Annotated in this window: 23 protein-coding genes; 9 read left to right on the top strand and 14 right to left on the bottom strand. The window is 63.6% G+C overall.

Annotated elements, in window-relative coordinates; translation table 11 throughout:
* The 11 genes from ACT01B_RS08000 to ACT01B_RS07950 form a co-directional block, all read right to left on the bottom strand.
* Positions 1–1002, bottom strand: a complete 1002-nt coding sequence (locus ACT01B_RS08000) for a sulfate ABC transporter substrate-binding protein (RefSeq protein WP_445146833.1) — start codon at positions 1000–1002, stop codon at positions 1–3.
* Between the two features lie 119 nt (positions 1003–1121).
* Complete coding sequence (locus ACT01B_RS07995) at positions 1122–2525, bottom strand: FAD/NAD(P)-binding protein (RefSeq protein ID WP_445146832.1); 1404 nt, start codon at positions 2523–2525, stop codon at positions 1122–1124.
* 353 nt (positions 2526–2878) lie between these two features.
* Positions 2879–3511, bottom strand: a complete 633-nt coding sequence (gene hisIE / locus ACT01B_RS07990; protein ID WP_445146831.1) for a bifunctional phosphoribosyl-AMP cyclohydrolase/phosphoribosyl-ATP diphosphatase HisIE — start codon at positions 3509–3511, stop codon at positions 2879–2881.
* A 95-nt stretch (positions 3512–3606) separates the two neighbouring features.
* Complete coding sequence (gene hisF, locus ACT01B_RS07985; RefSeq protein ID WP_445146830.1) at positions 3607–4377, bottom strand: imidazole glycerol phosphate synthase subunit HisF; 771 nt, start codon at positions 4375–4377, stop codon at positions 3607–3609.
* A complete protein-coding gene (hisA, locus tag ACT01B_RS07980) occupies positions 4371–5099 on the bottom strand; it encodes a 1-(5-phosphoribosyl)-5-[(5-phosphoribosylamino)methylideneamino]imidazole-4-carboxamide isomerase (RefSeq protein WP_445146829.1) in 729 nt (242 codons plus the stop codon). Before hisA ends, hisF begins: the two co-directional genes overlap by 7 nt.
* Positions 5096–5686, bottom strand: coding sequence for an imidazole glycerol phosphate synthase subunit HisH (hisH, locus tag ACT01B_RS07975; RefSeq protein ID WP_445146828.1), 591 nt, complete (start codon positions 5684–5686; stop codon positions 5096–5098). Before hisH ends, hisA begins: the two co-directional genes overlap by 4 nt.
* Positions 5686–6804: a bifunctional histidinol-phosphatase/imidazoleglycerol-phosphate dehydratase HisB gene (gene hisB, locus ACT01B_RS07970; RefSeq protein ID WP_445146827.1), complete on the bottom strand. Its 1119-nt coding sequence runs from the start codon at positions 6802–6804 to the stop codon at positions 5686–5688. Before hisB ends, hisH begins: the two co-directional genes overlap by 1 nt.
* Positions 6801–7862: a histidinol-phosphate transaminase gene (hisC, locus tag ACT01B_RS07965; protein ID WP_445146826.1), complete on the bottom strand. Its 1062-nt coding sequence runs from the start codon at positions 7860–7862 to the stop codon at positions 6801–6803. The genes hisB and hisC overlap by 4 nt, the downstream gene beginning before the upstream one ends.
* Positions 7859–9166, bottom strand: coding sequence for a histidinol dehydrogenase (hisD, locus tag ACT01B_RS07960; RefSeq protein ID WP_445146825.1), 1308 nt, complete (start codon positions 9164–9166; stop codon positions 7859–7861). The genes hisC and hisD overlap by 4 nt, the downstream gene beginning before the upstream one ends.
* A 28-nt stretch (positions 9167–9194) precedes the next feature.
* A complete protein-coding gene (gene hisG / locus ACT01B_RS07955; RefSeq protein WP_445146824.1) occupies positions 9195–10088 on the bottom strand; it encodes an ATP phosphoribosyltransferase in 894 nt (297 codons plus the stop codon).
* Positions 10085–10420, bottom strand: coding sequence for a YerC/YecD family TrpR-related protein (locus tag ACT01B_RS07950; RefSeq protein WP_445146823.1), 336 nt, complete (start codon positions 10418–10420; stop codon positions 10085–10087). The genes hisG and ACT01B_RS07950 overlap by 4 nt, the downstream gene beginning before the upstream one ends.
* Before the next feature lie 374 nt (positions 10421–10794).
* Here ACT01B_RS07950 and ACT01B_RS07945 point away from each other — a divergent pair, with 374 nt between their 5' ends.
* Positions 10795–12198, top strand: coding sequence for a diguanylate cyclase domain-containing protein (locus tag ACT01B_RS07945; protein ID WP_445146822.1), 1404 nt, complete (start codon positions 10795–10797; stop codon positions 12196–12198).
* Positions 12199–12304: 106 nt separating this feature from the next.
* Here ACT01B_RS07945 and ACT01B_RS07940 read toward each other — a convergent pair whose 3' ends face one another.
* Complete coding sequence (locus ACT01B_RS07940) at positions 12305–12589, bottom strand: hypothetical protein (protein ID WP_445146821.1); 285 nt, start codon at positions 12587–12589, stop codon at positions 12305–12307.
* Positions 12590–13017: 428 nt separating this feature from the next.
* On the opposite strand from ACT01B_RS07940, the gene ACT01B_RS07935 reads away from it, so the two are divergent.
* The 8 genes from ACT01B_RS07935 (at position 13018) to ACT01B_RS07900 (ending at position 19969) form a co-directional block, all read left to right on the top strand.
* Positions 13018–13686 (top strand): MarC family protein, encoded by a 669-nt coding sequence (locus ACT01B_RS07935; protein WP_445146820.1) that lies wholly within the window; start codon positions 13018–13020, stop codon positions 13684–13686.
* A 189-nt stretch (positions 13687–13875) separates the two neighbouring features.
* A complete protein-coding gene (locus ACT01B_RS07930; protein ID WP_445146819.1) occupies positions 13876–14214 on the top strand; it encodes a DUF2946 family protein in 339 nt (112 codons plus the stop codon).
* A gap of 328 nt (positions 14215–14542) precedes the next feature.
* Positions 14543–15556, top strand: coding sequence for a transporter (locus ACT01B_RS07925; protein WP_445146818.1), 1014 nt, complete (start codon positions 14543–14545; stop codon positions 15554–15556).
* Between the two features lie 95 nt (positions 15557–15651).
* A complete protein-coding gene (locus ACT01B_RS07920) occupies positions 15652–16167 on the top strand; it encodes a peroxiredoxin family protein (RefSeq protein WP_445146817.1) in 516 nt (171 codons plus the stop codon).
* A gap of 316 nt (positions 16168–16483) precedes the next feature.
* Complete coding sequence (locus ACT01B_RS07915) at positions 16484–17149, top strand: response regulator (protein ID WP_445146816.1); 666 nt, start codon at positions 16484–16486, stop codon at positions 17147–17149.
* A complete protein-coding gene (locus ACT01B_RS07910; RefSeq protein WP_445146815.1) occupies positions 17146–18534 on the top strand; it encodes an ATP-binding protein in 1389 nt (462 codons plus the stop codon). The genes ACT01B_RS07915 and ACT01B_RS07910 overlap by 4 nt, the downstream gene beginning before the upstream one ends.
* Positions 18535–18679: 145 nt before the next feature.
* Positions 18680–18952 carry a 2-hydroxyacyl-CoA dehydratase gene (locus ACT01B_RS07905; RefSeq protein ID WP_445146814.1) on the top strand — a complete coding sequence of 91 codons (273 nt, stop codon included), beginning with the start codon at positions 18680–18682 and terminating at the stop codon, positions 18950–18952.
* A gap of 399 nt (positions 18953–19351) precedes the next feature.
* On the top strand, positions 19352–19969 hold the full coding sequence (locus ACT01B_RS07900; protein ID WP_445146813.1) for a DUF998 domain-containing protein: 618 nt from the start codon (positions 19352–19354) through the stop codon (positions 19967–19969).
* Positions 19970–20045: 76 nt separating this feature from the next.
* Here the strand turns inward: ACT01B_RS07900 and ACT01B_RS07895 are convergent, their stop codons facing one another.
* The gene (locus ACT01B_RS07895) at positions 20046–21941 is read right to left on the bottom strand and encodes an HAL/PAL/TAL family ammonia-lyase (protein ID WP_445146812.1); all 1896 of its coding nucleotides are present in this window, start codon (positions 21939–21941) and stop codon (positions 20046–20048) included.
* A gap of 79 nt (positions 21942–22020) precedes the next feature.
* Positions 22021–23403, bottom strand: coding sequence for a histidine--tRNA ligase (gene hisS / locus ACT01B_RS07890; protein WP_445146811.1), 1383 nt, complete (start codon positions 23401–23403; stop codon positions 22021–22023).
* Between the last annotated feature and the right edge of the window lie 62 nt (positions 23404–23465).

Below are 23465 nucleotides of genomic sequence, written 5' to 3'. Positions count from 1 at the left end.
CTAGTTTCCCGTGCCAATCTGATCGAAGATGGCCCCTTCGTCGAAGAACTTCTTCTGCGCTTGCCGCCAGTCGCCAAACACTTCCTGGATGGTGAAGGTGTGGGTCGGCGGAAACTGGCTGGCGTATTGCTTCGCCACATCCGGTGAGCGGGGGCGGTAGAAATTCCTGGCGGCGATCTCCTGTCCCTGCGGCGAATAGAGGAACTTGGCGTAGGCCTCTGCCACCGCACGCGTATCGCGCTTGTCCACGTTCTTGTCGACCACGGCTACCGGCGGCTCGGCCAGGATGGTGATCGATGGCACCACGATCTGCACGGCATCGTCGCCCACCTGCTTGCGCGCCAGCAGCGCCTCGTCTTCCCAGGCGATCAGTACGTCGCCGATGCCGCGTTGAACAAAGGTGTTGGTGGCGCCACGCGCGCCGGTATCAAGTACCGGCACATGCTTGTAGAGATCGTGCACGAAGGCCCGCGCCGTCGCGTCGCTGCCACCGGGTTGCTTGAGCGCGTAACCCCATGCGGCCAGGAAGTTCCAGCGTGCGCCGCCGGAGGATTTCGGATTGGGTGTAATGACCTGCACGCCGGGCCGGACCAGATCCGCCCAGTCCTTGATGCCCTTGGGGTTACCTTTGCGCACCAGGAAGACAATCGTGGAGGTATAGGGCGAGGCGTTGTACGGCAAGCGTTGCTGCCAGTCCTTGGCGAGCAGGCCATGATCGGCGATGGCATCGATATCGTAGGCCAGTGCAAGGGTGACGATATCCGCGGGCAGGCCGTCCACCACGGAGCGTGCCTGCTTGCCCGATCCACCATGCGACATCTGGACGGTGACATCATCGCCATGCTGCGCCTTCCACTGGGCGACGAACGCGCTATTCACCTGGCGATAGAGTTCGCGCGTGGGGTCGTAGGACACATTGAGCAGGGTGACATCCTTGGCTGCTGCAGCCGCCGTCACCAGCATGCTTGCGGCAACCAGCAACGCGGTGATGAGCTTCTTCATGGCGCCTCCTGCCAATGAACGAACGACCAGACTATCGCCCGGGCCTGTCGATGGAAAATCGCAATATGGCATAACCACATGTCGGCGCCTTGCGCAACGTCACCCCCCATCCGCAGGCCTCAGCCGTTGTGGCCATCGCCCACGCTTTCTCGCGCAGCAACACCCTCCGCGGAAAGCTGCGCCGCAAGTCGATGGGCAGCGATGCGTATCTCTGGCATCGCCGTACACTCCCACAGGTTTCCGCGCAACAGTGAGCCGATCGCGTAGAGGCCGCGCTGCGGCTCAACTGACGCGCCAAGCAGCTGTCCATCGGCCTTGGCGAGCACGCCGAGCTGAAGCGGGTCGGCGACGGCCAGCCCATCGCGCAACAACTGGGACAGCAGATCATGGGCGCCATACGCGACCGCGGTATCCAGCCCGGTCGCCTGTATCACCAGGTCAGCCTCCAAGGTGCTGACCAATTGCGTCGCACGCTCGCGCAAGGTGACCTGCAGCGGCGCGGCACCATCCACTTCAAGCACGCGGGCAGCATGGACTTGCAGGCGTCCTTCTTCCTGCATTTGATGGATGACCTGGCCAGACGCCGGCGCCATGCGATGCCGGGAGGCCTCCCAAATCCATCGCGCGTGACGCAGGAACTGCCGCCTCTGATCGTTGCTCAGCTGCTGCCACAGCACCGCATTGATAGGGCGCATGCCGTCGATGACGCTACGCCAATCGGCCTCTGGCACATCCTCCATGGCCTTGCGCACGAGCCGCAGCATGGGCGCCACGCCGGCGCACGCCAGCAGGGCCCGGTTGAGTTCTTCCTGCGCCGGATAAGGCGCCAACGGCAAGGGCGAATGCGTGAATGGCCACAGTCCATGTCGCGATACCGCAACCAGTTCGGCGTTCGGCCATTGCATCGACGCGGACAGCAATGTGTCCACCGCCGTCAGTCCCGTACCGATGACCAGTACACGACGCGGCGCCTTCGGATGGTGGTCCAGTCGCCAGGGATCGAGTTCATAGGCGCCGCTGGACAAGGCCGTCGGCGTCACCGTACGCAGCGGACGTTGGGCGAGCGCACCGACCGCAAGAACGACATCGCCGACATCGACCCACCGATCCGTATCGATACGCACGGCATAGCCGCCTTCGGGGCGGCGCAAGAGTTCGTGTGCGCTCTCTGGATGAATCCGAAAACTCCGTCCGGCCTTGCGGGCGGCATCGATACGCGCGCCTACCTGGGCCTGGATGAAATCTCCGAACAACCGGCGTGGCAGGAAATCCGTTCCCCTCACCTGTCCCAGCTGCCGCGAGGCGTGCTGGATGAATTCTTCGCCCTGCTCCAGGAAGACGCCTATGCTCGACGCGCGCACGTTGAGCAGATGCCTGTCGTCGCGGGTGGCATAAGCCACGCCACGCCCTGGCGCCTCCGGGCCGACGATCCAGTGCACCGTGCGACCATGACTTTGCGCCAACAGCTCGCCGAAAGCTGCCGCTCCCGCGGCACCACCACCAATCACAGCGATATCCGCCATAAAATGTTCCTCGTGTCGCGGACGCGGCATCGTGCGGTCTGCCGAGGCAGCTCGCCTAATCCACGCCATGCACGACTGCTTAGGGATTCACACGGTAAAAACAGAAGACGGACCCAAACCCTTGAAAGGCACCCATGACCTGACGCCCGCGAACCTGGTTCGCGCGTACCAGTACAAAACTGGCAGATGCGACTCGCATGACGCCACCCCGACGCGTGGATATGCCCGATGCAGAATCAATCACAGTCCCTGTTAAGGCGGCGCTAGCCATTCGTCGTCGCGCGCAAGACCGACATGCCCTGGAGGTTATGAGGCCTGTTCGAGGCGGGAGCCGTGAAGGCCACGCAAGCGAGCTAGCTGCCCGCCCGTTCCATGTGGCGGTCGGCCAGCAATGCGACCACATCGCCCAGCCCAAGCCCACGGGCACGTAGCGTCACGATCAGGTGAAAGATCAGATCAGCCGACTCGCCAAGCAAGGCGGCGTCGTCCTGCGCGACCGCAGCAAGTGCGGTCTCCACGCCTTCTTCACCGACCTTTTGCGCCATGCGGCGAATGCCGCCTTCAAACAACTGGGTCGTATAGCTGCCCGACGGGCGCTCGGCATGTCGGCGCGCCACCAGTGCGTCGAGTTCGGCAAGGAAACCCAGCGGCGGCGTCACGTCGTCGCCAAAGCAGCTGCTGGTACCTTTGTGGCAAGTCGGTCCATGCGGCTGGGCGAGCACCAGCACGGTGTCGGCATCGCAATCGATGCGCATGGACTTCACTGCCAGCACATGGCCGGATGTCTCTCCCTTGGTCCACAGGCGCTGCTTGCTGCGACTGAAGAACGTGACCCTTCCCGTCGCCTGCGTTGTCGTCAACGCCTGCGCATTCATATAGCCCAACATCAGCACTTCGCCGCTCAGCCAGTGCTGGACGATAACGGGAAGCAGGCCATCGCCTTTGGCCCAGTCGAGCTGGGTCGGGTCGAGGTTGATCGAGTCCATCTGCATTTCCTCTTGAACAAGAACGGGTGACAACTGCGGCAAACCGAGCGAGCGGAAGTCTCGGCCGGTTTTGCGTACGGCGACGCTGCCTCCGCCTAGAATCTGACTACGACACCCTGCTCGCCCAGCCACTGCTTGAGCATGGGAATGGCGATGGTGCCCGAGTGGAAAACGCTGGCGGCGAGTGCACCGTCGACATCGGCCTGCGCGAATGCATCACGGAAATGCTCGGGCGCGCCTGCGCCACCGGACGCGATCAAGGGAACCTGGCAGATCGCGCGAACGGCCGCCAGCTGTTCCAGGTCATAGCCATTGCGCACTCCATCGCTGTCCATGCAATTGAGCACGATTTCGCCGGCGCCGCGTTGCTGCGCTTCGATGATCCAGTCCAGGCTGCGACGAGCGAGCGACTGCGTCTTCGACGGATCGCCGGTGTACTGGCGCACCCGCCATTCGCCATCCGCATCGCGCAGGCTATCGACACCCACGACCACGCATTGGACCCCGAAGGCAGCGGCAAGCTCATCGATCAGCTCCGGCCACTCAAGCGCTGGCGAATTCACCGAGATCTTGTCGGCCCCTGCGTGCAGCACAGCACGCGCTTCTTCTGTGCTGCGGATACCGCCCGCTACGCAGAAGGGTATGTCGATTTCCCGCGCCACCCGCTCAACCCATCCGCGATCGACGCTGCGCCCCTCGGGACTGGCCGTGATGTCGTAGAACACCAGCTCGTCGGCGCCTTCGTCGCGATAACGCAGGGCCAGATCGACGATCTCGCCCATTACCACGTGATCGCGAAAACGAACGCCCTTGACGACCTTGCCGTCGCGAACGTCGAGGCAGGGAATGATGCGGCGGCTCAGCATGTCAGTGCCTCGGCGACGGAGAACTGCCCCTCCAACAAGGCCCGACCGAGGATCACGCCGCGCGCTCCCGCCTCGCGTGCTGCCCGAATATCGTCGAGCGAACGTACGCCGCCCGATGCCTGCACGGCGAGCGAGGGCACGGCGGTGGCAAGGTAGCGATACAGGTCGAGATTGAAGCCGGCCAGCATGCCGTCACGCTTGATATCGGTGCACAACAGATGTTTCGCTCCACGCTCGGCATACCAGGGCGCGAGATCGTCCAGCGTGCTGGACTCCGCTTCCGTCCAGCCCGCGCTTGGCAGCGTCCATGCGCCCTCCTTCTGCAGCGTATCGAGCGCCAGCGTGAAGCGCTCGACGCCGTAGGAGGCGAGCCAACCGGCAACCATCTCCGGCTCGCGTATGGCCAGGCTGCCCAGCACGACACGCGATACCCCAGCATCGAACAGACGCCGTACATCCGGCTCGGCCCGAACGCCACCGCCGGCCTGCACGCGCATGCCGTCGCTGGCAATCGCCTCGATCACCGACAGGTTGTCCAGGCTGCCGCCGCGCGCGCCGTCCAGGTCCACCAGATGCAACCACGCTGCACCCGCGTCGGCGTAGCTTCGCGCCAATGCGCGCGGATCAAATGCATAGGTGGTCTGCTGGGCGTAATCGCCCTGCTTGAGCCGCACCACACGGCCGTTGCGCAGGTCGATCGCCGGAAGGACAGTAAAAGTCATAGCTCGAGAAAGTTCTTAAGCAAGCGTGCGCCGACCTTGGCCGAGCGCTCCGGGTGGAATTGCATACCATGGAAATTACCGCGTGCGATCACTGCGGCGAATTCGCCGCCGTAGTCGGTCGTCGCCAGCGCGTAGTCGCCGTTGGGCACGGCATAGCTGTGCACGAAATAGGCCCATTCCTGCTCAGCGAGACCCGCCAGCAGCGCATGCTCGCGTTGGCGCTGCAAGCGGTTCCAGCCCATGTGTGGGACACGCAATCCGGGTTGTTCGACAAAGCGACGTACCGTAGCCGGCACGACGCCCAGACAGTCGACATCGCCCTCCTCCGAGCGTTCGCACAGCAGTTGCATGCCCAGGCATACGCCCAGCACCGGCTGGGTCAGCGAGCGCATCAAGTCGACCAGGCCAAGCTCGCGCAAGCGGGCCATGCCCGGCCCCGCCGCCCCCACACCAGGCAGAATCACCTTGTCGGCGGCGCGAATCGCGGCGGCGTCCGAGGTCAGTGCCGCATCGACTCCCAGTCGCTGCAGTGCATAGCGTACCGAACCGATATTGGTGCCACCGGCATCGACCAGGACCACGCTCACTACAGCGCTCCCTTGGTGCTCGGCAACTCGTTGCCCTCGCGCCGGATGGCCTGGCGCAAAGTACGCGCCACCACCTTGAAACAGGCCTCGACCATGTGGTGTGCATTGTCGCCCCGCACTTTCAGGTGCAGGTTGGCGCCGAGCGTCTCGCTCAGCGAGCGAAAGAAGTGCGGGACCAGTTCGGTCGGCACGTCACCTACACGCTCACGCGGGAATTGCCCGTCAAACACGAAGTATGGACGCCCGGAAAGATCCAGCGTGGCGCTGGCCTGCGCTTCGTCCATCGGCAAGGTGAAATCATGCTGTCCTTGCGGGTTGGTTTCTTGGCGAGGCAGGTCGTTCGGCTCGTAGCCGTATCGGCCGATGCCGCGCTTGTCGCCCAGCGCCTGCTTCAACGCCTGGCCAAGTGCCAGGCCGCAATCCTCGATGGTGTGGTGCTCATCGATCTGCGTGTCGCCGTCGCAGCGTAGCGCCAGCGCGAAACCGCCGTGCTTGCCGATCTGCTCCAGCATGTGATCGAAGAAGCCGAGACCGGTATGGATCTGCGGTTCCGCCGGCTTGTCCAGGTTGACGCTTACCGTAATGCGGGTTTCGCGTGTATTGCGCTCCACTGTCGCCATGCGTGGTGCGTCGAGCAACTGGTGCACGATCTCGTCCCAGCTCAAGCCGTGCACTCCCACCTTGAAGCCACGCACACCCATATTGTCGGCAAACTGCAGGTCCGTATCGCGATCGCCGACCATGGCGGATGCCGCTCGACTCCAGCCGTCATCGGCCAGATAGTGACGAAGCATGCCGATCCCGGGCTTGCGTGTGTCTTTGCGCTCGTGCAGGAAGCTGCGGTCGATCAGCACTTCGCGAACGCGGATGCCCTGGGATTCGAGTATGCGCATAAGCAACTCGTGCGGCCCGATAAAATCGGTCTCAGGAAAACTTCCCGTGCCCAGGCCGTCCTGGTTGGTCACCATCACCAGTTCGTAACCTGCCCCCACGCAACGCTGCAAGGCCGCGATGACGCCGGGTAGCAGGGCGAACTTTTCGTAGCTGTCGATCTGGAAGTCTTCAGGCTCCTCGATCAGACAACCGTCGCGATCAATAAAGAGGATCTTGCGGCTCATGCAAAAACGTCCTGCAATGCGGTGAGAACCCTATCGTTCTCTTCCGGCGTTCCGATGGTGATGCGCAGCGCATCGCCTAGCTGGGGATATCGGCGCACGTCGCGCACGACAATGCCGGCGCCCAGCAAGCCTTGGTACGCGGCAGCGGCGTCATCGAAGCGTACGGCGAGAAAGTTGGCTTGGGACGGCAATACCTGGCGTACGCCGGGCAGAACCGCCAGCGCGGCCCGCATGCGTTGACGCTCTTGCCTCACGACCTCGACATGCCCGCGCGCGATCGCCTGGCCACGCTCGGAGAGCGCTTCCAGCGCCAGATCCACACACGGCCGCGGTAGTGGATAAGGCGGCATGATACGCCGGAGCAACGCGATGACCTCTTCGTTCGCCAGCAAGCTGCCGATGCGCGCGCCGGCCAGCGCCCAGGCTTTGGACAATGTGCGCAGCACGGCGAGGTTGTCGTAGCGATTGATCAGGCCTGCCACGCTCGCGGCATCCGAGAACTCAATATAGGCCTCGTCAACCACCAGCAGGGCGCGGCCGCTCAACGCCTGCGCAAGGCGCACGATCTCAGCCTGTGTCACCTGTTGTCCGGTGGGATTGTTGGGCGTGCAGACGAACACCAGCTTGACGGCCGGCCTCAGCGCAGCCAGCAGCGCGTCCACATCGAGCGTGAACGATGGGCTCAATGGCACTTCCACCACGGCCGCGCCCTGAATGCGCGCGGACACCGCATACATCCCGAACGTGGGTGGCTGGATGGCGATGGCATCCTGGCCCGCGCGGCAGAAGGCACGCACCAGTAAGTCGATGGCCTCATCGCTGCCGCGCCCCACCAGGACCTGGTTCGAACGCACGCCATAGAGCGTCGCCAACGCATCGAGCAAGGCCTGGGGCTGGGGATCCGGATAGCGATTGCAGCCCAGGCCATCGTCGCCCGGTGGCGCCCATGCCGACTCGTTGGCGTTGAGCATGATCGCGCCGCCGCTGGCTTCCATGCGCGCAGAAGAGTACGGCTGCATGGCGCGAATCTCGGCACGCGCCAGATCGAGCACGCTCATGCCGCGTCCTCCAGCGCCGCCAGGCGCAAGGTCACCGCCCGGCGGTGTGCCTCCAGCTGTTCGGCAGCGGCCAGGGTGACAGTACAGGGCCCGATCGTACGCAGCCCCTCCGGCGATACTTCCTGCACGGTGATCTGTTTCTGGTAACTGGCCACGGAAACGCCGCTATAGCTGCGCGCATAGCCATAGGTCGGCAGTACGTGATTGCTGCCGCTGCAGTAGTCGCCAACCGATTCGGGGGTCCATGCGCCGAGAAAAACCGAGCCCGCGCTTTCGATGCCATCGAGCAGTTCGCGCGGGTTGTTCACCTGCAGAATCAGATGTTCCGGCGCGTAGCGATTGCTTACGTCGATCGCCTGGGCCAGCGAATCCACCGCGATCAGCCGGCTCTGCGCAAGCGCTTGTTCGGCAATCTCCGCGCGCGGCAACGCCGCACATTGACGCGCTACCTCCGCGGCCACCGCATCGAGCATCGCCGTCGCCGGACTCAGCAGGATCACCTGCGAGTCGGGGCCATGTTCGGCTTGCGACAGCAGGTCGGCTGCCACAAAAACCGGATTGGCGTCGGCATCCGCAATCACCAGGACCTCGGAAGGACCCGCCGGCATATCGATAGCGGCGCCGTCCGGGTCGGCGGAGACCTGCAACTTCGCTTCGGTGACCCAGGCATTGCCCGGCCCGAAAAGCTTGTCGCACTTGGGCACCGACGCCGTGCCATAGGCCATGGCAGCGATGGCCTGGGCCCCACCTAGCTTGAACACCTTGTGGACGCCGTTGCTTCGCGCCGCGTAAAGCACGGCCTCGTCGCAACAACCATCAGCGCGAGCCGGCGAACACAGTACGACCTCGCGGCAGCCGGCAATGCGCGCCGGGACGCCCAGCATCAGCGCGGTCGAAGGCAGCGGCGCGCTCCCTGCCGGCACATACAGTCCCACCCGGCCGACCGCGCGCAGCACGCGCTCCACGCGCACGCCGTTCGCCGTATCCAGCGCGACGGGGGTGGGTGCCGTTGCGCGGTGGAATGCTTCGATACGTGCTGCGGCCTCGTCGATGGCGGCCTTCAGTTCGGGTGCCAGCTTCGCTTCGGCTGCGCGAAATTCCTCTTCCGTAACTTCGATGGCGACGAGCTGGCAGCGGTCAAAACGAGCGCTCAATTCGCGCAGCGCGCTATCGCCGTCGGCGCGCACACGCGCAACGATTTGTTCGACGCCGCTACGCAGGCTATCCGCGCGTGATTGCGGTGGCCGGGCCAACGCCGCGCGCTGACCGGCCCCATCCAGCGAATTCCAGTTCAGGCGGTTCATGCTTTGCTACCTCTCGCTTCCGCCCGCATCACGCAAGCATCTTTTCGACCGGCAGCACGAACATTTCGCGCGCGCCCGCCTTCTTGATTTCTTCCAGCTGGCGCCAGCTCACCTCACCGGCACACAGCGCCTGCAGCATCAGCTGATCGGGCTGACCAGCTAGCGGCAACAGCGTCGGCTGCGGGCCACCGGGCAACAGGCGGATCACCGCATCGAGCGCACCACGCGAGGTCTGCAGCAGCAGCAGGCGCGATTCGCGCACTTGAATCACGCCGTCCAGCCGCTTGAGCAGCAGATCGATCATGTCGCCACGCTCGTCGACCGGCAGCACCTGCGGGCCCGCTAGCACGGCTTCGCTTTCCAGCAGCACCTCGGCCTCGCGCAATTGATTCGCTACCAGGGTGCCGCCGCTTTGCACCAGGTCGCAGATGGCATCGGCCGTGCCCAGGCGTGGCGCAATCTCCACGGAACCGGCCAAGGTGACCACGCCAGCCTGCACGCCCCGCGTCCGCAACCACGCTCCCAGCAGGCCGGGATAGGAGGTGGCGATGCGCTGGCCATTCAATTGAGCGGCATCGTGGTAGTCGAGCTCCTGGGGCACCGCGATGGACAAGCGGCAGCGCCCGAAACCGAGCGGGCGCCATTCGGCCAACGCGGGGCCTTCGCGACCGGCGGTGAGCTGGTACTCGCCAAGTACGTTGCGCCCCACGATGCCCAGGTCGCATACGCCCTGCGCGATCAGCCCGGGAATATCGTCGTCGCGTACCAGCAACAGATCGACTGGCTCGCCTTCGCCGAAGCAGAACAACTTGTCCCGGCTTTGACGAAACGTGAGGCCGCAACGATTGAGCAGTTCCAGCGCGGGCTCCGTGAGCCGGCCGGATTTTTGCATCGCGATACGAAGTCTGTCCCGCGGTTTCATGCCTTTGCCTTTTTGCTCGCCGACCGACGACGGGCGGCACGGGCGCCTGCGGCGAGATAACCGCCGCTGCCCTGATTGAGATAGCGCGCCACGCGGCCGATGGTGGTGATGCTCACGGCCGTGCGCTCGTGAATCTCGCGATAGGAGACGCCATCCAGCAGGTACGGCACCACGCGCCAGCGGTCGATCATCACCTCAAGTTCGGCCGGCGTGCACAGGTCGTGCAGGAACGCCGACATCTCGTCGGCATTTTTGAGCGAGAGCAATGCCTCGCACAGGCTGAGTTCGGCGGATTCGGCCGGGGTCTCGGGATCGATCGATCGACGCTTCATAATGTACTAATGCGTTAATACAGTGGAGCGCATCATACGCAGGATGGCGCGTCGCAGCAAGATGCCTCAAGCGCCGCCCTCACGGGCACGATTCAGGCCGGCGGGTCATGTGCGGGCAGGCTAGACTGCCCTCAGGCCATCTCCGGGTGTCACGAGACTGTGGATGCTCGCCCAGGTGCAGTCGTCCATGGTCAAAAGCTGACCCCAGATCCCATGCCCCGCGCTCGGCCCGCTGCCACCTTCCTGCAGGATCATGCCCTTCACGGACCGATCCCTAGATGGTTCAATGCCTTGGCGTATCTCGTGATTCGGGGCACAAGTCTTGCTTCCGTCTGGGTGGGGATCCCAAAGTGTTTGCCAGTGGTCGAGGTCCGATGGAAACGAATGCACTCACGCCGCTGAACAAGATTCTGGATCTGTTGCTGGACGCCATTTGCGTGGTCGATGCCGAAGGGCGCTACGTCTTCGTCAGCGCCGCGTTCGAGCGCATCTTCGGTTATGCGCCCGACGAGGTCATCGGCACGCGGATGATCGAGCTGGTGCATCCCGAGGACCGCGAGATCACGCTACGCACGGCCGCGGAGATCATGGCAGGACAGCACAAGTCACACTTTCACAATCGCTACATTCGCAAGAATGGCGAAGTCGTCCACATCATGTGGTCGGCACGCTGGTCGGAAGCCGACCAGGTAAGAATCGCCGTCGCTCGCGACATCACCGAGCTCAAACGTGGCGAGTCGCTACGCTCGGCGCTTCACGCCATTGCCGAGGCGACACATGCGGCAGAAAGCCTGCATGACCTGTTCGAACAGACGCATCGGATCATCGGCGAACTCGTGCCGGCAGAGAACTTCGCGGTCGCCCTGTTCGACCGGAAATCCGGTGAGATCAGCTTTCCGTATGCAGTCGACGAACAGGCGGGAGAGCTCCAGCCACAAAACCTGGACGCCGACACGCTCATCGCCCAGGTGATCCGGACCGGGCAACCGACACTGCAAAGTCCTTCCGCCTCCATGGCGCCACGATCGGATGGCTCCCTTGACGCCAACGAGGGCGCACTGCATTGGCTGGGCGTGCCATTGAACTCCAAGGACGGCACGGTCGGGGCGCTGGTCATAAAGAGTTATTCGGACGCCACACGGTATACCGAGGCAGACAAGGAGCTGCTGCAACTCGTTTCCACCCAGGTTGCCGCGGCGGTCGAGCGCAAGCTGTCGGAGGCACGACTGCATCACCTCGCACAGCACGATTCCTTGACCGATCTGCCGAATCGCAAACTCTTCTACCGCCAGTTCGACATCGCGCTGGACAACGCAAGACGCCACCAGAGTCACGTGTCCCTGCTCTACATTGATCTGGACCGATTCAAGCAGGTCAACGACAGCTTCGGACACCACATTGGCGACCTGCTGCTTTGCGAGGTGGCAGCCCGCATCCGTCGTTGCCTGCGTGAATGCGATGTCGTAGGGCGCGTCGGTGGCGACGAATTCGTCGTCCTTCTCAACGCGATCCAGTCGCCCGGCCACGGCATGGACGTCGCCGAGCGAATCCGCGAGGCTCTCAGTGCGCCCTTCGATCTCGCGGACCAGCGCGTTCGGATATCAACCAGTATCGGCGTCGCCAACTTTCCCGCGCATAGCGAGGATCCGGACCTGCTCACGAAGGCAGCCGACCATGCCATGTATCACGCAAAAAAGGCCGGTGGTGATCGGGCGTTGCTCGCCACAAGCCCCAACGCACCCGATGGCGAACCGCGTGACCCTGACCGTACTCCCTAACCATGGCGCGTGGTGTACGAAGTCACGGCAACCGGACACGCGCAGGGACACGCGCGAAAGCTTGTGGAGCTTAGTGCTCTACATCGGCGCGAACATCAGGCCGGGGTCATTTCCACTGATAAGCGGCTGCCCGCACGACGCGACTGCGCGCTTTCGCCGAGAGCGCGGGAAACGACTGCTCCAGAGCAAGTTCTGCCGCAGCTGACCCCTCGGGCACGGATCCATCCGACCAGTGACGCTCGTTGCAGCCTTCCGACCAGATGGCGGTAATCAGGGAGCGTTCGTCGTCCGCGAGTCGTTCGATCGCGACCACACTGTCATAGAACATCCATGGCCGGGCCCAGTCGGTATAGGCCTCGATCACGGCGTTGATTTGCGAAAACTGACCCATTGCGGTTTAGCTCGCTCAACAGAGTAAAGGCCAGCCTATCAGCGTCCGGGCTGTCCCGGAAGCGACACTCCATGTTTCCCGCGTCGCCTCGCTGGCGGGGCTTTCCTTTTGGCCCAGGTCCCGACGCGGCATCGTTACCCGCGCACTGGCGTACCGGCCGACCGGACTCTGGCCATCAGGTTCGCGGTGGCAGGCAGCCTTTCGATCACGGGCGCTTCACGTTTTCAACTTCAACTTAGCTCAGGAAAACACCAGACCTGCGCGCGCCGACCACGGTGGTAGATGGCTCGACAGGTGTCGGTCATGAGTGGCGCAAGCATCCACGCGCGCGACCACGAATGTGCAGCGGAACCCTTATATCTTGGCATTGCAAGATCGTCGCCGACATTCGGAACTGCGTTCGTCCGTCCTTCCCGGGGCCACGCGCCATGCTGAAAGAAGTCACCCAGACCGTCCTGCTGCTTGTCACGGGTCTATTCCCCATCATCAACCCTCCGGCATCGGCCCTCATCGTGCTGAGCCTCATGCCACATGCGACGCCGGCCGACCTGGCCGACCTGGCTCGGCGCATCACCATCAATAGCTTCGCCATCTTGCTGGGCTCGCTTTTGATCGGCGCCTATGTGTTGTCCTTCTTTGGCATTTCCATTCCGGTGCTTCGTGTGGCCGGTGGCCTGGTCATCGGCATGGCCGGCTGGAACCTGCTGCAAAAGCCGGACGACGAAGACAGCGGCGACGAAGCGCAGGCGCTGCAGGCCCACAAGAACGAAGGCTCACTGGCTGCCAAAGCGTTCTATCCCTTGACGCTCCCACTCACGGTCGGTCCTGGCTCCATCGCCGTGGCCATTGCGCTTGGCACGGGCTCACCACGTGAAGGACCGTCGGTGGGCCACTTTGTGGGCGTGGGTGCGGCACTCGTCATCCTCTGCGCAAGCATCTATATCTGCGTGCGCTTCGCGGGAGATCTGGAAAGGCTGCTAGGTGCCATTGGCACCCAGGTCGCCATGAGGCTGTTCGCCTTCGTGATTTTTTGCATTGGCGTGCAGCTGTTCTGGTTCGGCGTCTCGGACTTGCTCGCTTCCGTTCCGTCGAAGTGAAGGCCGCACCGGAACGCGAAACGACAGATCAAAGGCAAGTCCTGCGCACCTGACTTGGCTCACGCCGCGCAAGGCCTTGTCTCACCGGCGATGTGACTGCCTGACTCATGCTAGATTGACGCGCTGAATGCGCGCTCGCGCCCTGGGAATTGCGGTGTTTCAACGAAAGGCTCCTCGTCAATTCGTGGCATGGCTGGCGATGCTGGCCATGCTGCTTATTGTCGTGATGCCAGCCATTTCGCGAAGCATGCCGATAACGGGCCCGCTGTCCGGCCTGGACGACGCCTGCCCTTACCATGTGGCGGGAACCAGGCACCCGCGGTGTCGCCCGACGGCCCCGCGGCCTCCACGGAACGCTGCGGCTACTGCGTTCTGCTTGACCACAACTCGCTGCTCGTCTCGGGCAAGGTGCTGCACCTCCTCCCGCTGGCTCCCAGCCCGGGCGTTCCGATTCTGGCCATGGCCGACGACGCCTATGCGTCGCCGATTCTGAGCGCCCATCCCCGTGGACCGCCGCTAATCGGCTAACGACCAGCAGACTCTGCGGCAGCATGCTTGCTGCCGGCAGTCTACTTCTCCCTCGAGCGATCACCCCTGTGCGGGTGCCATGTCGCGTTGCCAAACGCCGCAGGTCACACGTCGCGGGTATACGCAGACGACACCGCAACGTGAGCGACCGCGATCGTCGCCACCTGCCCATGGAAATCCATTCATGCGCGCCATGAATTCGACAAGCACGTCCCCCACGCAAACCATCGAGCACGTCCCTGGGTCTCCACGTCGCCGGCCCTCTGGCCGAGCACAACTTCTGCGCCTCACGACCGCGCCTCTGGCTGGGCTCGCCGGCATCGTGGTCATGAGCCTGCTTCCCCAGGCAGCCCATGCGTGCGCCACCTGTGGCTGCACTCTCAGCACGGACGCCGCCACGGGGTACTCCAGCGAATCCGGTTGGCGCATCAACGTGGATTACACCTATATCGATCAGGACCAGCTGCGCAGTGGCAGCAGCCGGGCCACGCCGCAACAGGTGGTCAACCAACCTTCCGATCCCTCGCTGGGTGGCGGAGAGATCGAAAAGCGCACCATCAACCGCTACTACAATGTTTCCGCCACGTATCGCTTCAACGCGGACTGGGGGATGACGCTTGTGCTGCCTTATGTCATACGCGATCACTCCACCTACGGCACCCAGCTGCAGCCCTATACGCCAGCCGCCATCGCGCCCGACCAAATCAGCAACGCGCACGTGGCAGGCATCGGGGACGCCAAGGTACTGGCCAGTTATCAAGGCTTCCTGCCCACGCACAACTTCGGCGTGCAACTCGGCATCAAGCTGCCCACCGGCCATTACGGTGGCCAGGGCGATGACGGCAATCTTGTGGGCCATCCCACCACCTTCAACTCGGGCCCATGGCTCGGACAGTCGCTGGATACCAGCCTGCAAGCAGGCACCGGCAGCACGGACCTGATCGCGGGTGCGTACTACTTCCAGCCGGTGAGCCAGGACTTCGACGCCTTCGTCAACGGCCAGTTCCAGGCGGCGATCAAGCAGAATCTCGATGCACCCGGCGCTGATTTCCGCCCCGGCAATCTCGCTTCCGTCAGCGTTGGTCTGCGTTATGAGGCCCACGCCGACTGGGTACCCCAGGTACAGATCAACTGGTTCCACAAGAGTGCGGACCAGGGTGCGCTGGCCGATCGCCCCGACACCGAGGGAACAGTGGCTTATCTAAGCCCGGGCATCAGCGGCAGCCTGAGCGAGAACCTGCAGCTGTATGCCTTCGTGCAAGTGCCCGTCTACAGTCATTTGCAGGGCTACCAGTTGTTCCCGCGCTGGACCGGCACGGTAGGCATCAGCATGAAACTGTGAGCCCGAATCACCGCCTAACCCCAAGTGGCGTTGCCGTGTTTTTTTGCCGCAACGCTTCACGAGATGCTTCCACTCCTCCGTCTACATTTCGCGCCATGCCCAACTATCTACGCCACCTATGCGCCAGTCTGTTGCTGGCCACGCTTGCACAGCCCCTGCTCGCCAACGATCTGGTGGTGGGCAAGACAGCCCCGCCGATTGCCTTGAACACCCTGGACGGGAAGCAGATCGACTTGCGCGATCTGCGCGGCAAGGTCGTGATCGTGACGTTCTGGGCTACCTGGTGCGATCCCTGCCGCGAGGAACTACCGCTGCTTTCTCGCTATGCGCAGGAGCACGCCGATCAAGGCCTGGTCGTGCTCGGCTTCAGCCTCGATACCCCGGACCAGCTCGATCAGGTAAAAACCGTGGCAAGCGCGCTGAGTTTCCCGGTCGGGCTGCTGGGCGATCCCCACGTGCCTGGCTATGGGCGTATCTGGCATCTGCCGGTGAGCTTTACCATCGACCGCGACGGGCGACTTGTCGACAACGGCTGGAAGGATGAGCAGCCCGCCTGGACGGCGGATCGACTAGACAAGGTGATTGCACCGTTGTTGAGTGCAACTCGGTAGCAACACTTCCCTGACAGCCCACCGTGGCCAGGCTTGAAACGAACGTCCCTCAGCCAGTCACGCATCGAGCCTAGCCTTCCGTCGATATTTGGGCCCACTTAGGAGCCTATTCGCTATTCCTGCGTGGCCCGCGCCGACATCAGTTTGCGTGCGGCCCAAGGAAGAACACGGGCGTGTCCTCCCGCACACCACCGGGTGATGACGCCGGCCTGGAGGCAAACCGACCCGGCCCTGTCACAAACCTGCAAGACAATCAGCGGGGGCGAAGCGTCATACATTCGACGAGCTTCGCGATCGCAACGCTGACGGGGGATCTGTGCATATCATTCTGGTTGAAGACGATCAGCAATTGGGCGCTGCCATACGGCGCGCGCTCGAGCGTCTTTCGTACACCGTGACGTGGCTTCTGGATGGCTGTCAGGCCACCACCGCGCTGCGTGAGGAATCGGCCGATCTCGTGTTGCTGGATTTAGGGCTGCCCGGCAAGGATGGCCTCGATGTCCTGCTCGAAACTCGCCAGAACAACATCAAGACGCCGGTGTTGATATTGACCGCCCGTGATGCCGTCCAGGCCAGAGTACAAGGACTGGATGCCGGCGCGGACGACTACCTCACCAAACCGTTCCACCTGGATGAGCTGGGTGCCCGTATCCGCTCGCTGACGCGCCGCGTGCAGGGACTGGCGGTGAACAAGATCGAAGTGGGCGCGCTGTGCCTGGATCTTGGCACGTCAGAAGTGACTTTTCGCAACAAGCGAGTGGAGCTCACCCGCCGTGAATTTTCCTTGCTCCAGGCATTGATGGAACGCGCCGGCCGCCTGGTCCGCCGGGACGCCCTGGAAAACTCGCTCTACGGTAACGACAAAGTCGTGGGCGATGGCGCGCTGGACGTGCTGGTGCACTCGCTGCGACGCAAACTGAGCTTCGAGACGATCCAGAACATACGCGCGTTTGGCTACATGATTCCGCGGGATCCTCAATGACCCTGAACAGCCTTCGTGGGCGACTGCGCTGGATGATCGTTGCGATGCTGCTCATTGTCTGGGTTCCCCTGGCCATCTACAGCTTCTCGCACACCAGTGCGGAACTGGAGGAAATGTCCGATGGACGGCTTGCCCAGGCCGCTCATACGATCAGCGCCCTGGTCCAGCGCACGGGAATCCAGGGGCTGATCGGCAATGAGCGGCTACTGGCGAGCGTGCAGAAGAAAAAGGTGATCCAGGCAGCCGGCGACGTTCCCACCTGGGAGTCGGAGGTGGGTTTTCAGGTCTTTGACCCGCATGGAAAGCTGATGCTCGGCTCGGCCAATCTGCTGCCGCTACCACCCACGCCCATGGATCGTTCGTCTTATCAGGATCTGCGCAAGGCACACCATATCTGGCGCGTCTACACCTATGTCGACACCTCCAACGACATGGTGATCCGCGTAGCCGAGCGCTACGACACTCGCCTCGAGATCATCAACACGCTTTGGCTCGAACACGGCCTGCCCTTCCTGCTCGGCCTGCCGGTGCTCGCGCTGCTGATCGGCTGGTCGGTCGCGCGGGGCCTGCGCCCGCTGATCGCACTTGCCTCGGCACTATCGTCACGCGAGCCCGGCAGCCGCGAGCCGATCACGCTGGAGCATGCTCCGCAGGAACTGCAACCGGTACTCACGGCGCTCAACGCGCAGCTGGCACGGCAAGAGGATGCGCTGGAGCGCGAGCGACGTTTCAGTGCCGACGTGGCACACGAACTGCGCACGCCGCTGGCGTCGATCATGCTCAATCTCGAGAGCGCCCTGGCGACGAATGATCTGAGCGAAGCGCACGACAGCCTGGCCGGCGCGCAACACAGCGTCGGTACGCTGGCGCGCCGGATCGAGCAGCTGCTTGCACTGGCCAAACTCGAAGCCGGTGCCGCCTCCAGCCAGCTCGCCACGGTCGACCTCATGGAGCTGGCCGGCGATGTGATCGAAGAGCTGACGCCGGTGATCGCCGGCAGTGGCGTGGAGCTGGCCTTTCCCCCGTCGAACTCGCCCGTATGGGTGCGCGGCCACGATGCTGCGCTCGCCGCCCTGCTGCGCAACCTGCTGGAGAATGCGTTGCGCCATGTGCCGGCCGGAGGCCAGGTCCAGCTAGCCATCGAGCAACATGATCACGAAGCGACGCTGGAAGTGATCGACGATGGCCCGGGCATTGCGCCCGAACGTCGGGATGCCGTGTTCGCGCGATTTCATCGCGAAGCATCGAGTCGCGGCGAGGGTTACGGCCTTGGCCTCTCCATCGTGCAACGCGCGGCCCGCATGCATAACGCATCGATCGAACTGCTCGACTCGCCGTTCGGCAAGGGTTTGCGGGTAAGGGTCGCCATTCCCGTGATGGCCTGACCCTTTTGCGGCTCGCGCTATCGCCCACGGCCGTCGGCCTGGCAGTCGAGCGGATAGCACGGAAAAGGCGGTACAGCTCGAGGTGAAATGACTAGCCCCGTCGCCGTGAGACAATGCGCCTTCCTGTCAGGACCCACGATCTCTCATGACCGTCCCCAAAGACGCATTTCGGCGCTTCCAGGAAGAACTCGCCGACCTGGACCGCAAGCATCAGGCGGACCAGAAAGAGCTCACGGACGACGCGCGCCTCGCCCTCGCGAGAGCTGAGTTTCTTGCGCTACAGAAGCGCTACGGATTGACCGTGGCCGATGTCGTTGCCTTCTTCCCTGAAGAGGACGGCATCCAATATCTGCAGCAACTCATCGCGGCGAGTGAAGCCGGCACCAAGCCCAGGAAGAGCACCAAAAAGCAGCCGTAAACGCCGAGTTGGCGCCATGGCCGAGCTGGTCGCCATGGCTGAGGCATAGCCTTCAACCTGCCCGAAGGCTCCCAGGCGGAAGCCGTGGCAGCAAAGATCACGGTAAAACCGCCAGGTAGTGGCTATCGGAATGCCGCCTCACCCCATTTGAGATTCCAGCTGACGTGCCCTCTTCCATCGCCAGGCGAACCCGCAGCGGGTTCGTGGCCCGACCACTAGCGGACCTATCCAGGCGATAGAGGCCGCGGGCTAGTTCCGGCGGGCGACCCATCGACCTTCGTGGTTGGCACTTGTATCGCCGCCTGCGCGTTCCTGGTATTCCTGCTGCAGCCGGAAATTCCGCCGTGCGACCATCACGCCCACGCGGCTCCCGCTGCACAACACTGCGCGAAACACACGATGCCTACTCCACGCAGCACCATGATGTCGCTGTCGATCGGCCTGCTCCTCATCGCCGTGACCAACTTCGTGCTGACCGCGGGCGTCCTGCAATGGACGCGAGCCGACCTTGATCCCATCGCCATGCCGCTGAGCGCCTATCTCATCGGCCCAGGTGGCGCGTGGTTGCGTTGTGCTTATTACCTGATGGCCGCTGCACTGGCGTGCCTCGCCTGGGTAAGCTATCGCGTATCCGATCTCCGCAAGCGCAGCTGCCTCGCAAGCGTTTTGTTGGTCGTGACTGCGCTGACACTGCCACTCGTGGCCATCACGGCCACCTACGAGCACAGCCCGCAGGAAACCTTGGCGCGGTTGATCCATAGCATGGCCGCGCAAACCACCTTCCTGTGCCTGGTGATGGGCATGCTGCTGTTGTCATCGCGCTGGCGACACGATCCGCGCCTGCGACACGGCAGTCGGGCGGGCATGCTGCTGGCCTGGCTGGCCTTCGCGCAGATGTGGCTGCTGGCTCTTTGGCCAGGCGCACCGCCAGGCCTGACCCAGAAAGTGCTGATCGCACTGATCTTGCTGTGGCTGGGATGGGCGGCGCTGCAATTGGAGCGGTTGCGGCGAACCTGAAGGCCGATCGCGCACAGGCTGCGCTCCTACAACAGCACACTGTAGGAGCGCAGCCTGTGCGCGACCCGGCGCGACCTCAGTCCACCTTGAACACGCGCTCGCGCACGAGTTCACACACCTTGCGCACGTCGCCATCCATCGCGCGGTCGCGCGCCATGAAGCCGATGTGGCGACGCAGCGCGTCGTGCGCCTCGCGCACCGCCGAACCGGCGTGGAAGTCGCCCACGTTGGCCAGCGCACGGGTGAGCTCCTGCACTTCGCTGACGAACTGCGCATAGTTCGGGTGGCCTTCGCGCGGTGCATTGGCCACCTTGCCGGCCAGCGCCTGCCAATCGCCGCGAGCTGCGAGCCTGCGCGCGGCATTGAGCATGGCCTGACGGAAATCCAGCGCCTGCGCGGCGGTATACAGCTCCAGCGCAATCACGTAGCCAAGATCTTCCATCATCTCCAGCACGTGGCGCGCTTCGTTCGCGCCCATCGATACATGGTCTTCCGCATTCGCACTGGTCGGCACGGAATACACGCTGGCCGGATGCGCGCGCGTGGCCAGATCGTTCACTAGCGCGGCGGCAGTGTATTGCACGATCATGAAGCCGGAATCGGTACCGTCTTCGTTGCCGGTGAGGAAGGCCGGCAGGCCGTCGTTGGTGGCTGGATCGACGAGCTTGTTCAGACGGCGCTCGGCGATCGAAGCCAACACCGGAATCGCCGCCTTCACGTAGCTCATCGCCAGCGCCAGCGGCATGCCGTGGAAGTGGCCGGCGGAAATTACCTGATCTTCAATGAACTGGGCGTCTTCGGCGTCCGGAAAAATCAGCGGGTTGTCGGTCACCGAATTGAGTTCGATGTCGATCACGCGACAGGCCTGGGCCCAGGCATCGCGCACGGCGCCGTGCACCTGGGGCATGCAGCGCAGGCAATAGGCATCCTGCGGCTGATGCTTCTTGCCGCCCTTGAACGGCAGGAAGCGCGAGTAGAACGCCTCGCGACCGTGACGCTGGTTGGCCGGCACCCAGTCCCAGCCGATATCGAAGGTCAGCGCCTGATCAGCCGGTTCGACCCAGGCATCGGTTGCCCACGGTTTGAAGCGGGGCACCAGGTGGTAAGGAATATCGACCAGGGTGCTGCCTTCGAGCAGTTCGCGCACATGCGCGGCCGTTTCGACCTGGCCAGGATGCGGACGCAGTGCATGCACTTCGGGACGCAAGGCGCCACTGCGGCCGGCGAACGCGTCCAAGGTCATGGCCGCAGCGAGATCGGCCAGATCCAACAGGTGTTCCAGTTCGTCCAGCGCCAGCGCCGCCGTGGCGAGCATCTGCGCCGTACCGTTATTCAAGGCCAGACCTTCCTTGAACGACAGGCGAATAGGCGACAGGCCCGCGCGCTTCAGCGCTTCGGCGCCGGTGACTCTTTCGCCCTTGTAGAACGCTTCGCCGCCGCCCAGCAGCACGATGGCCAGATGCGAGAGCGGAGCGAGATCGCCACTGGCGCCTACGGAACCCTTCTCCGGCACCACCGGCACCACCTCGGCATTGAGCATCGCGGTCAACGCCTTCAGCGTCTCCACCCGAATACCCGAGTGGCCGCGCATCAGCGTGTTGATGCGAATCACCAGCATCGCGCGCACCACATCCGCCGCGAACGGCTTGCCCACGCACACGGCGTGCGTGGTGATCAGGTTGTGCTGAAGCTCTTCGAGCAAGCTGCCTTCGGGCTTGTCTGGATGACCGCCGGGTAGTTCATCACGCAGGCGATGCGCACCCAGCAGCTTGTCGGCGTTGCTGCCGAAGCCGGTGGTGACGCCGTAAGTGGGCTCGCCACAGCTGACCTTGTTGGCGAGGAAATCGGCAGCGCGCTGCACGCGCACCAGCTGCGATTGGTCCAGCTCCACGCGCAGGCCCTGACGGGCCACCGCGACGAGCTGTTCGCGGGTCAGGCTATTGCCGTCCAGGAGTATCGTCTTTGCGGTCATGCTTGCTCCGAGCCCGGACGGGCCATCGAATGAGTTTTATGTCGCGCCGCCGCGCATGGGGATGCGCGGCGGCGATTCGTCAGGCGCCGACTTCGGCCTGGGCCAGCTCGACGCGCAGCGTCTTGATCAGTTCGGAGCGCTGCACCTCGAACTGATCCTCGCGGCGCAAATCCTTCACGGTGACCACGCCCTTGGCCAGCTCGTCCTCGCCCAGCACGATCACAAAGCGGATGCCCGCACGATCGGCGTACTTGAATTGCTTGCCGAGCTTGCCGCCTTCCAGCACCACTTCCGTAGCGATACCGGCGCCGCGCAACTCACTGGCCAAGGCGAGATAGGCCGGCAACTGGGCCGCGTCCATCTGCGTCACCAGCACGTCGACCGTGCTCTGCGCGGTGCCGACCAGACCGGCTTCACGCAGCTGCCAGTAAAGACGCGTCAGGCCAATGGAAATGCCCACGCCCGGCAAATGCGACTTGGTGTACTGCCCGGCCAGATTCTCGTAGCGACCGCCCGAACAGATCGAGCCGATCTGCGGGTGGTCGTTGAGCGTAGTCTCGTAGACCGTGCCGGTGTAGTAATCCAGGCCACGGGCTATCGACAGATTCAGCACGTAGTGCGATTCCGGCACGCCGAAGTCACGAATCATGCCCAGCACTTCCTTCAGCTCGGCGCGACCTTGCTCCATCGCTTCCGGGCCCGGGCCCAGCGCGTCGAGCTTGTCGAACGCATCCTGCAGCGAGGTGGAGCGCGTCTGCACGAAGGCGAGAATCTTCTGTGCCATGTCGGCGCTGAGACCAAACGCTACGCCCGTGAGCGTGTCGCGCACATAATCGGCGCCGCGCTTGTCCAGCTTGTCCACCTCACGCAAGACCAGCGTCTGCTGCTCGCCATCGGTGACGCCCAGGCTTTCGAAGTAGCCGCGCATCAGCTTGCGGTTGTTGAGCTGGATGGTGAACGCACCGATGTTCAGTTCGCGGAACACGCTGTAGATCACCGCCGGCACTTCGGCGTCATAACGCACCGACAAGCTGTCCTTGCCGATCACGTCGATGTCGCACTGGTAAAACTCACGGAAACGGCCGCGCTGGGCGCGCTCGCCACGGTAAACGCGCTGCATCTGGTAGCGCCGGAACGGGAACGAGAGGTCGTGCTCGTGCTCGGCGACGTAACGTGCCAGCGGCACCGTCAGGTCGAAGCGCAGGGCCAGCTCCGGCACGCCATCGCCCTTGTCGGCGTTCAGCGCACCGGTGGACTGAACGAAATAAACCTGGCGCTCGGTTTCACCGCCGGTCTTGGTAAGCAGGACGTCGGAGAATTCCATCACCGGCGTTTCGATCGGCAGGAAGCCAAAGCGCTCGTAGTTGCGGCGGATCACGTCGAGCATGCGCTGGAACGCGATCTGGTCGAGCGGCAGCAACTCGAGCACGCCGGGCATGGTACGGGCCGGGGTAAGCGCCATGAAATCCTCTGCTTAACGATGTGTAGACGTCGAATAGCCGCCGGGCAACCCATCGCCGGACG

It is taken from the genome of Dyella sp. Tek66A03, from assembly GCF_052567735.1.
Note: the sequence above shows the minus strand (reverse complement) of the source record. Positions and strands in the feature narration are given on the sequence as shown.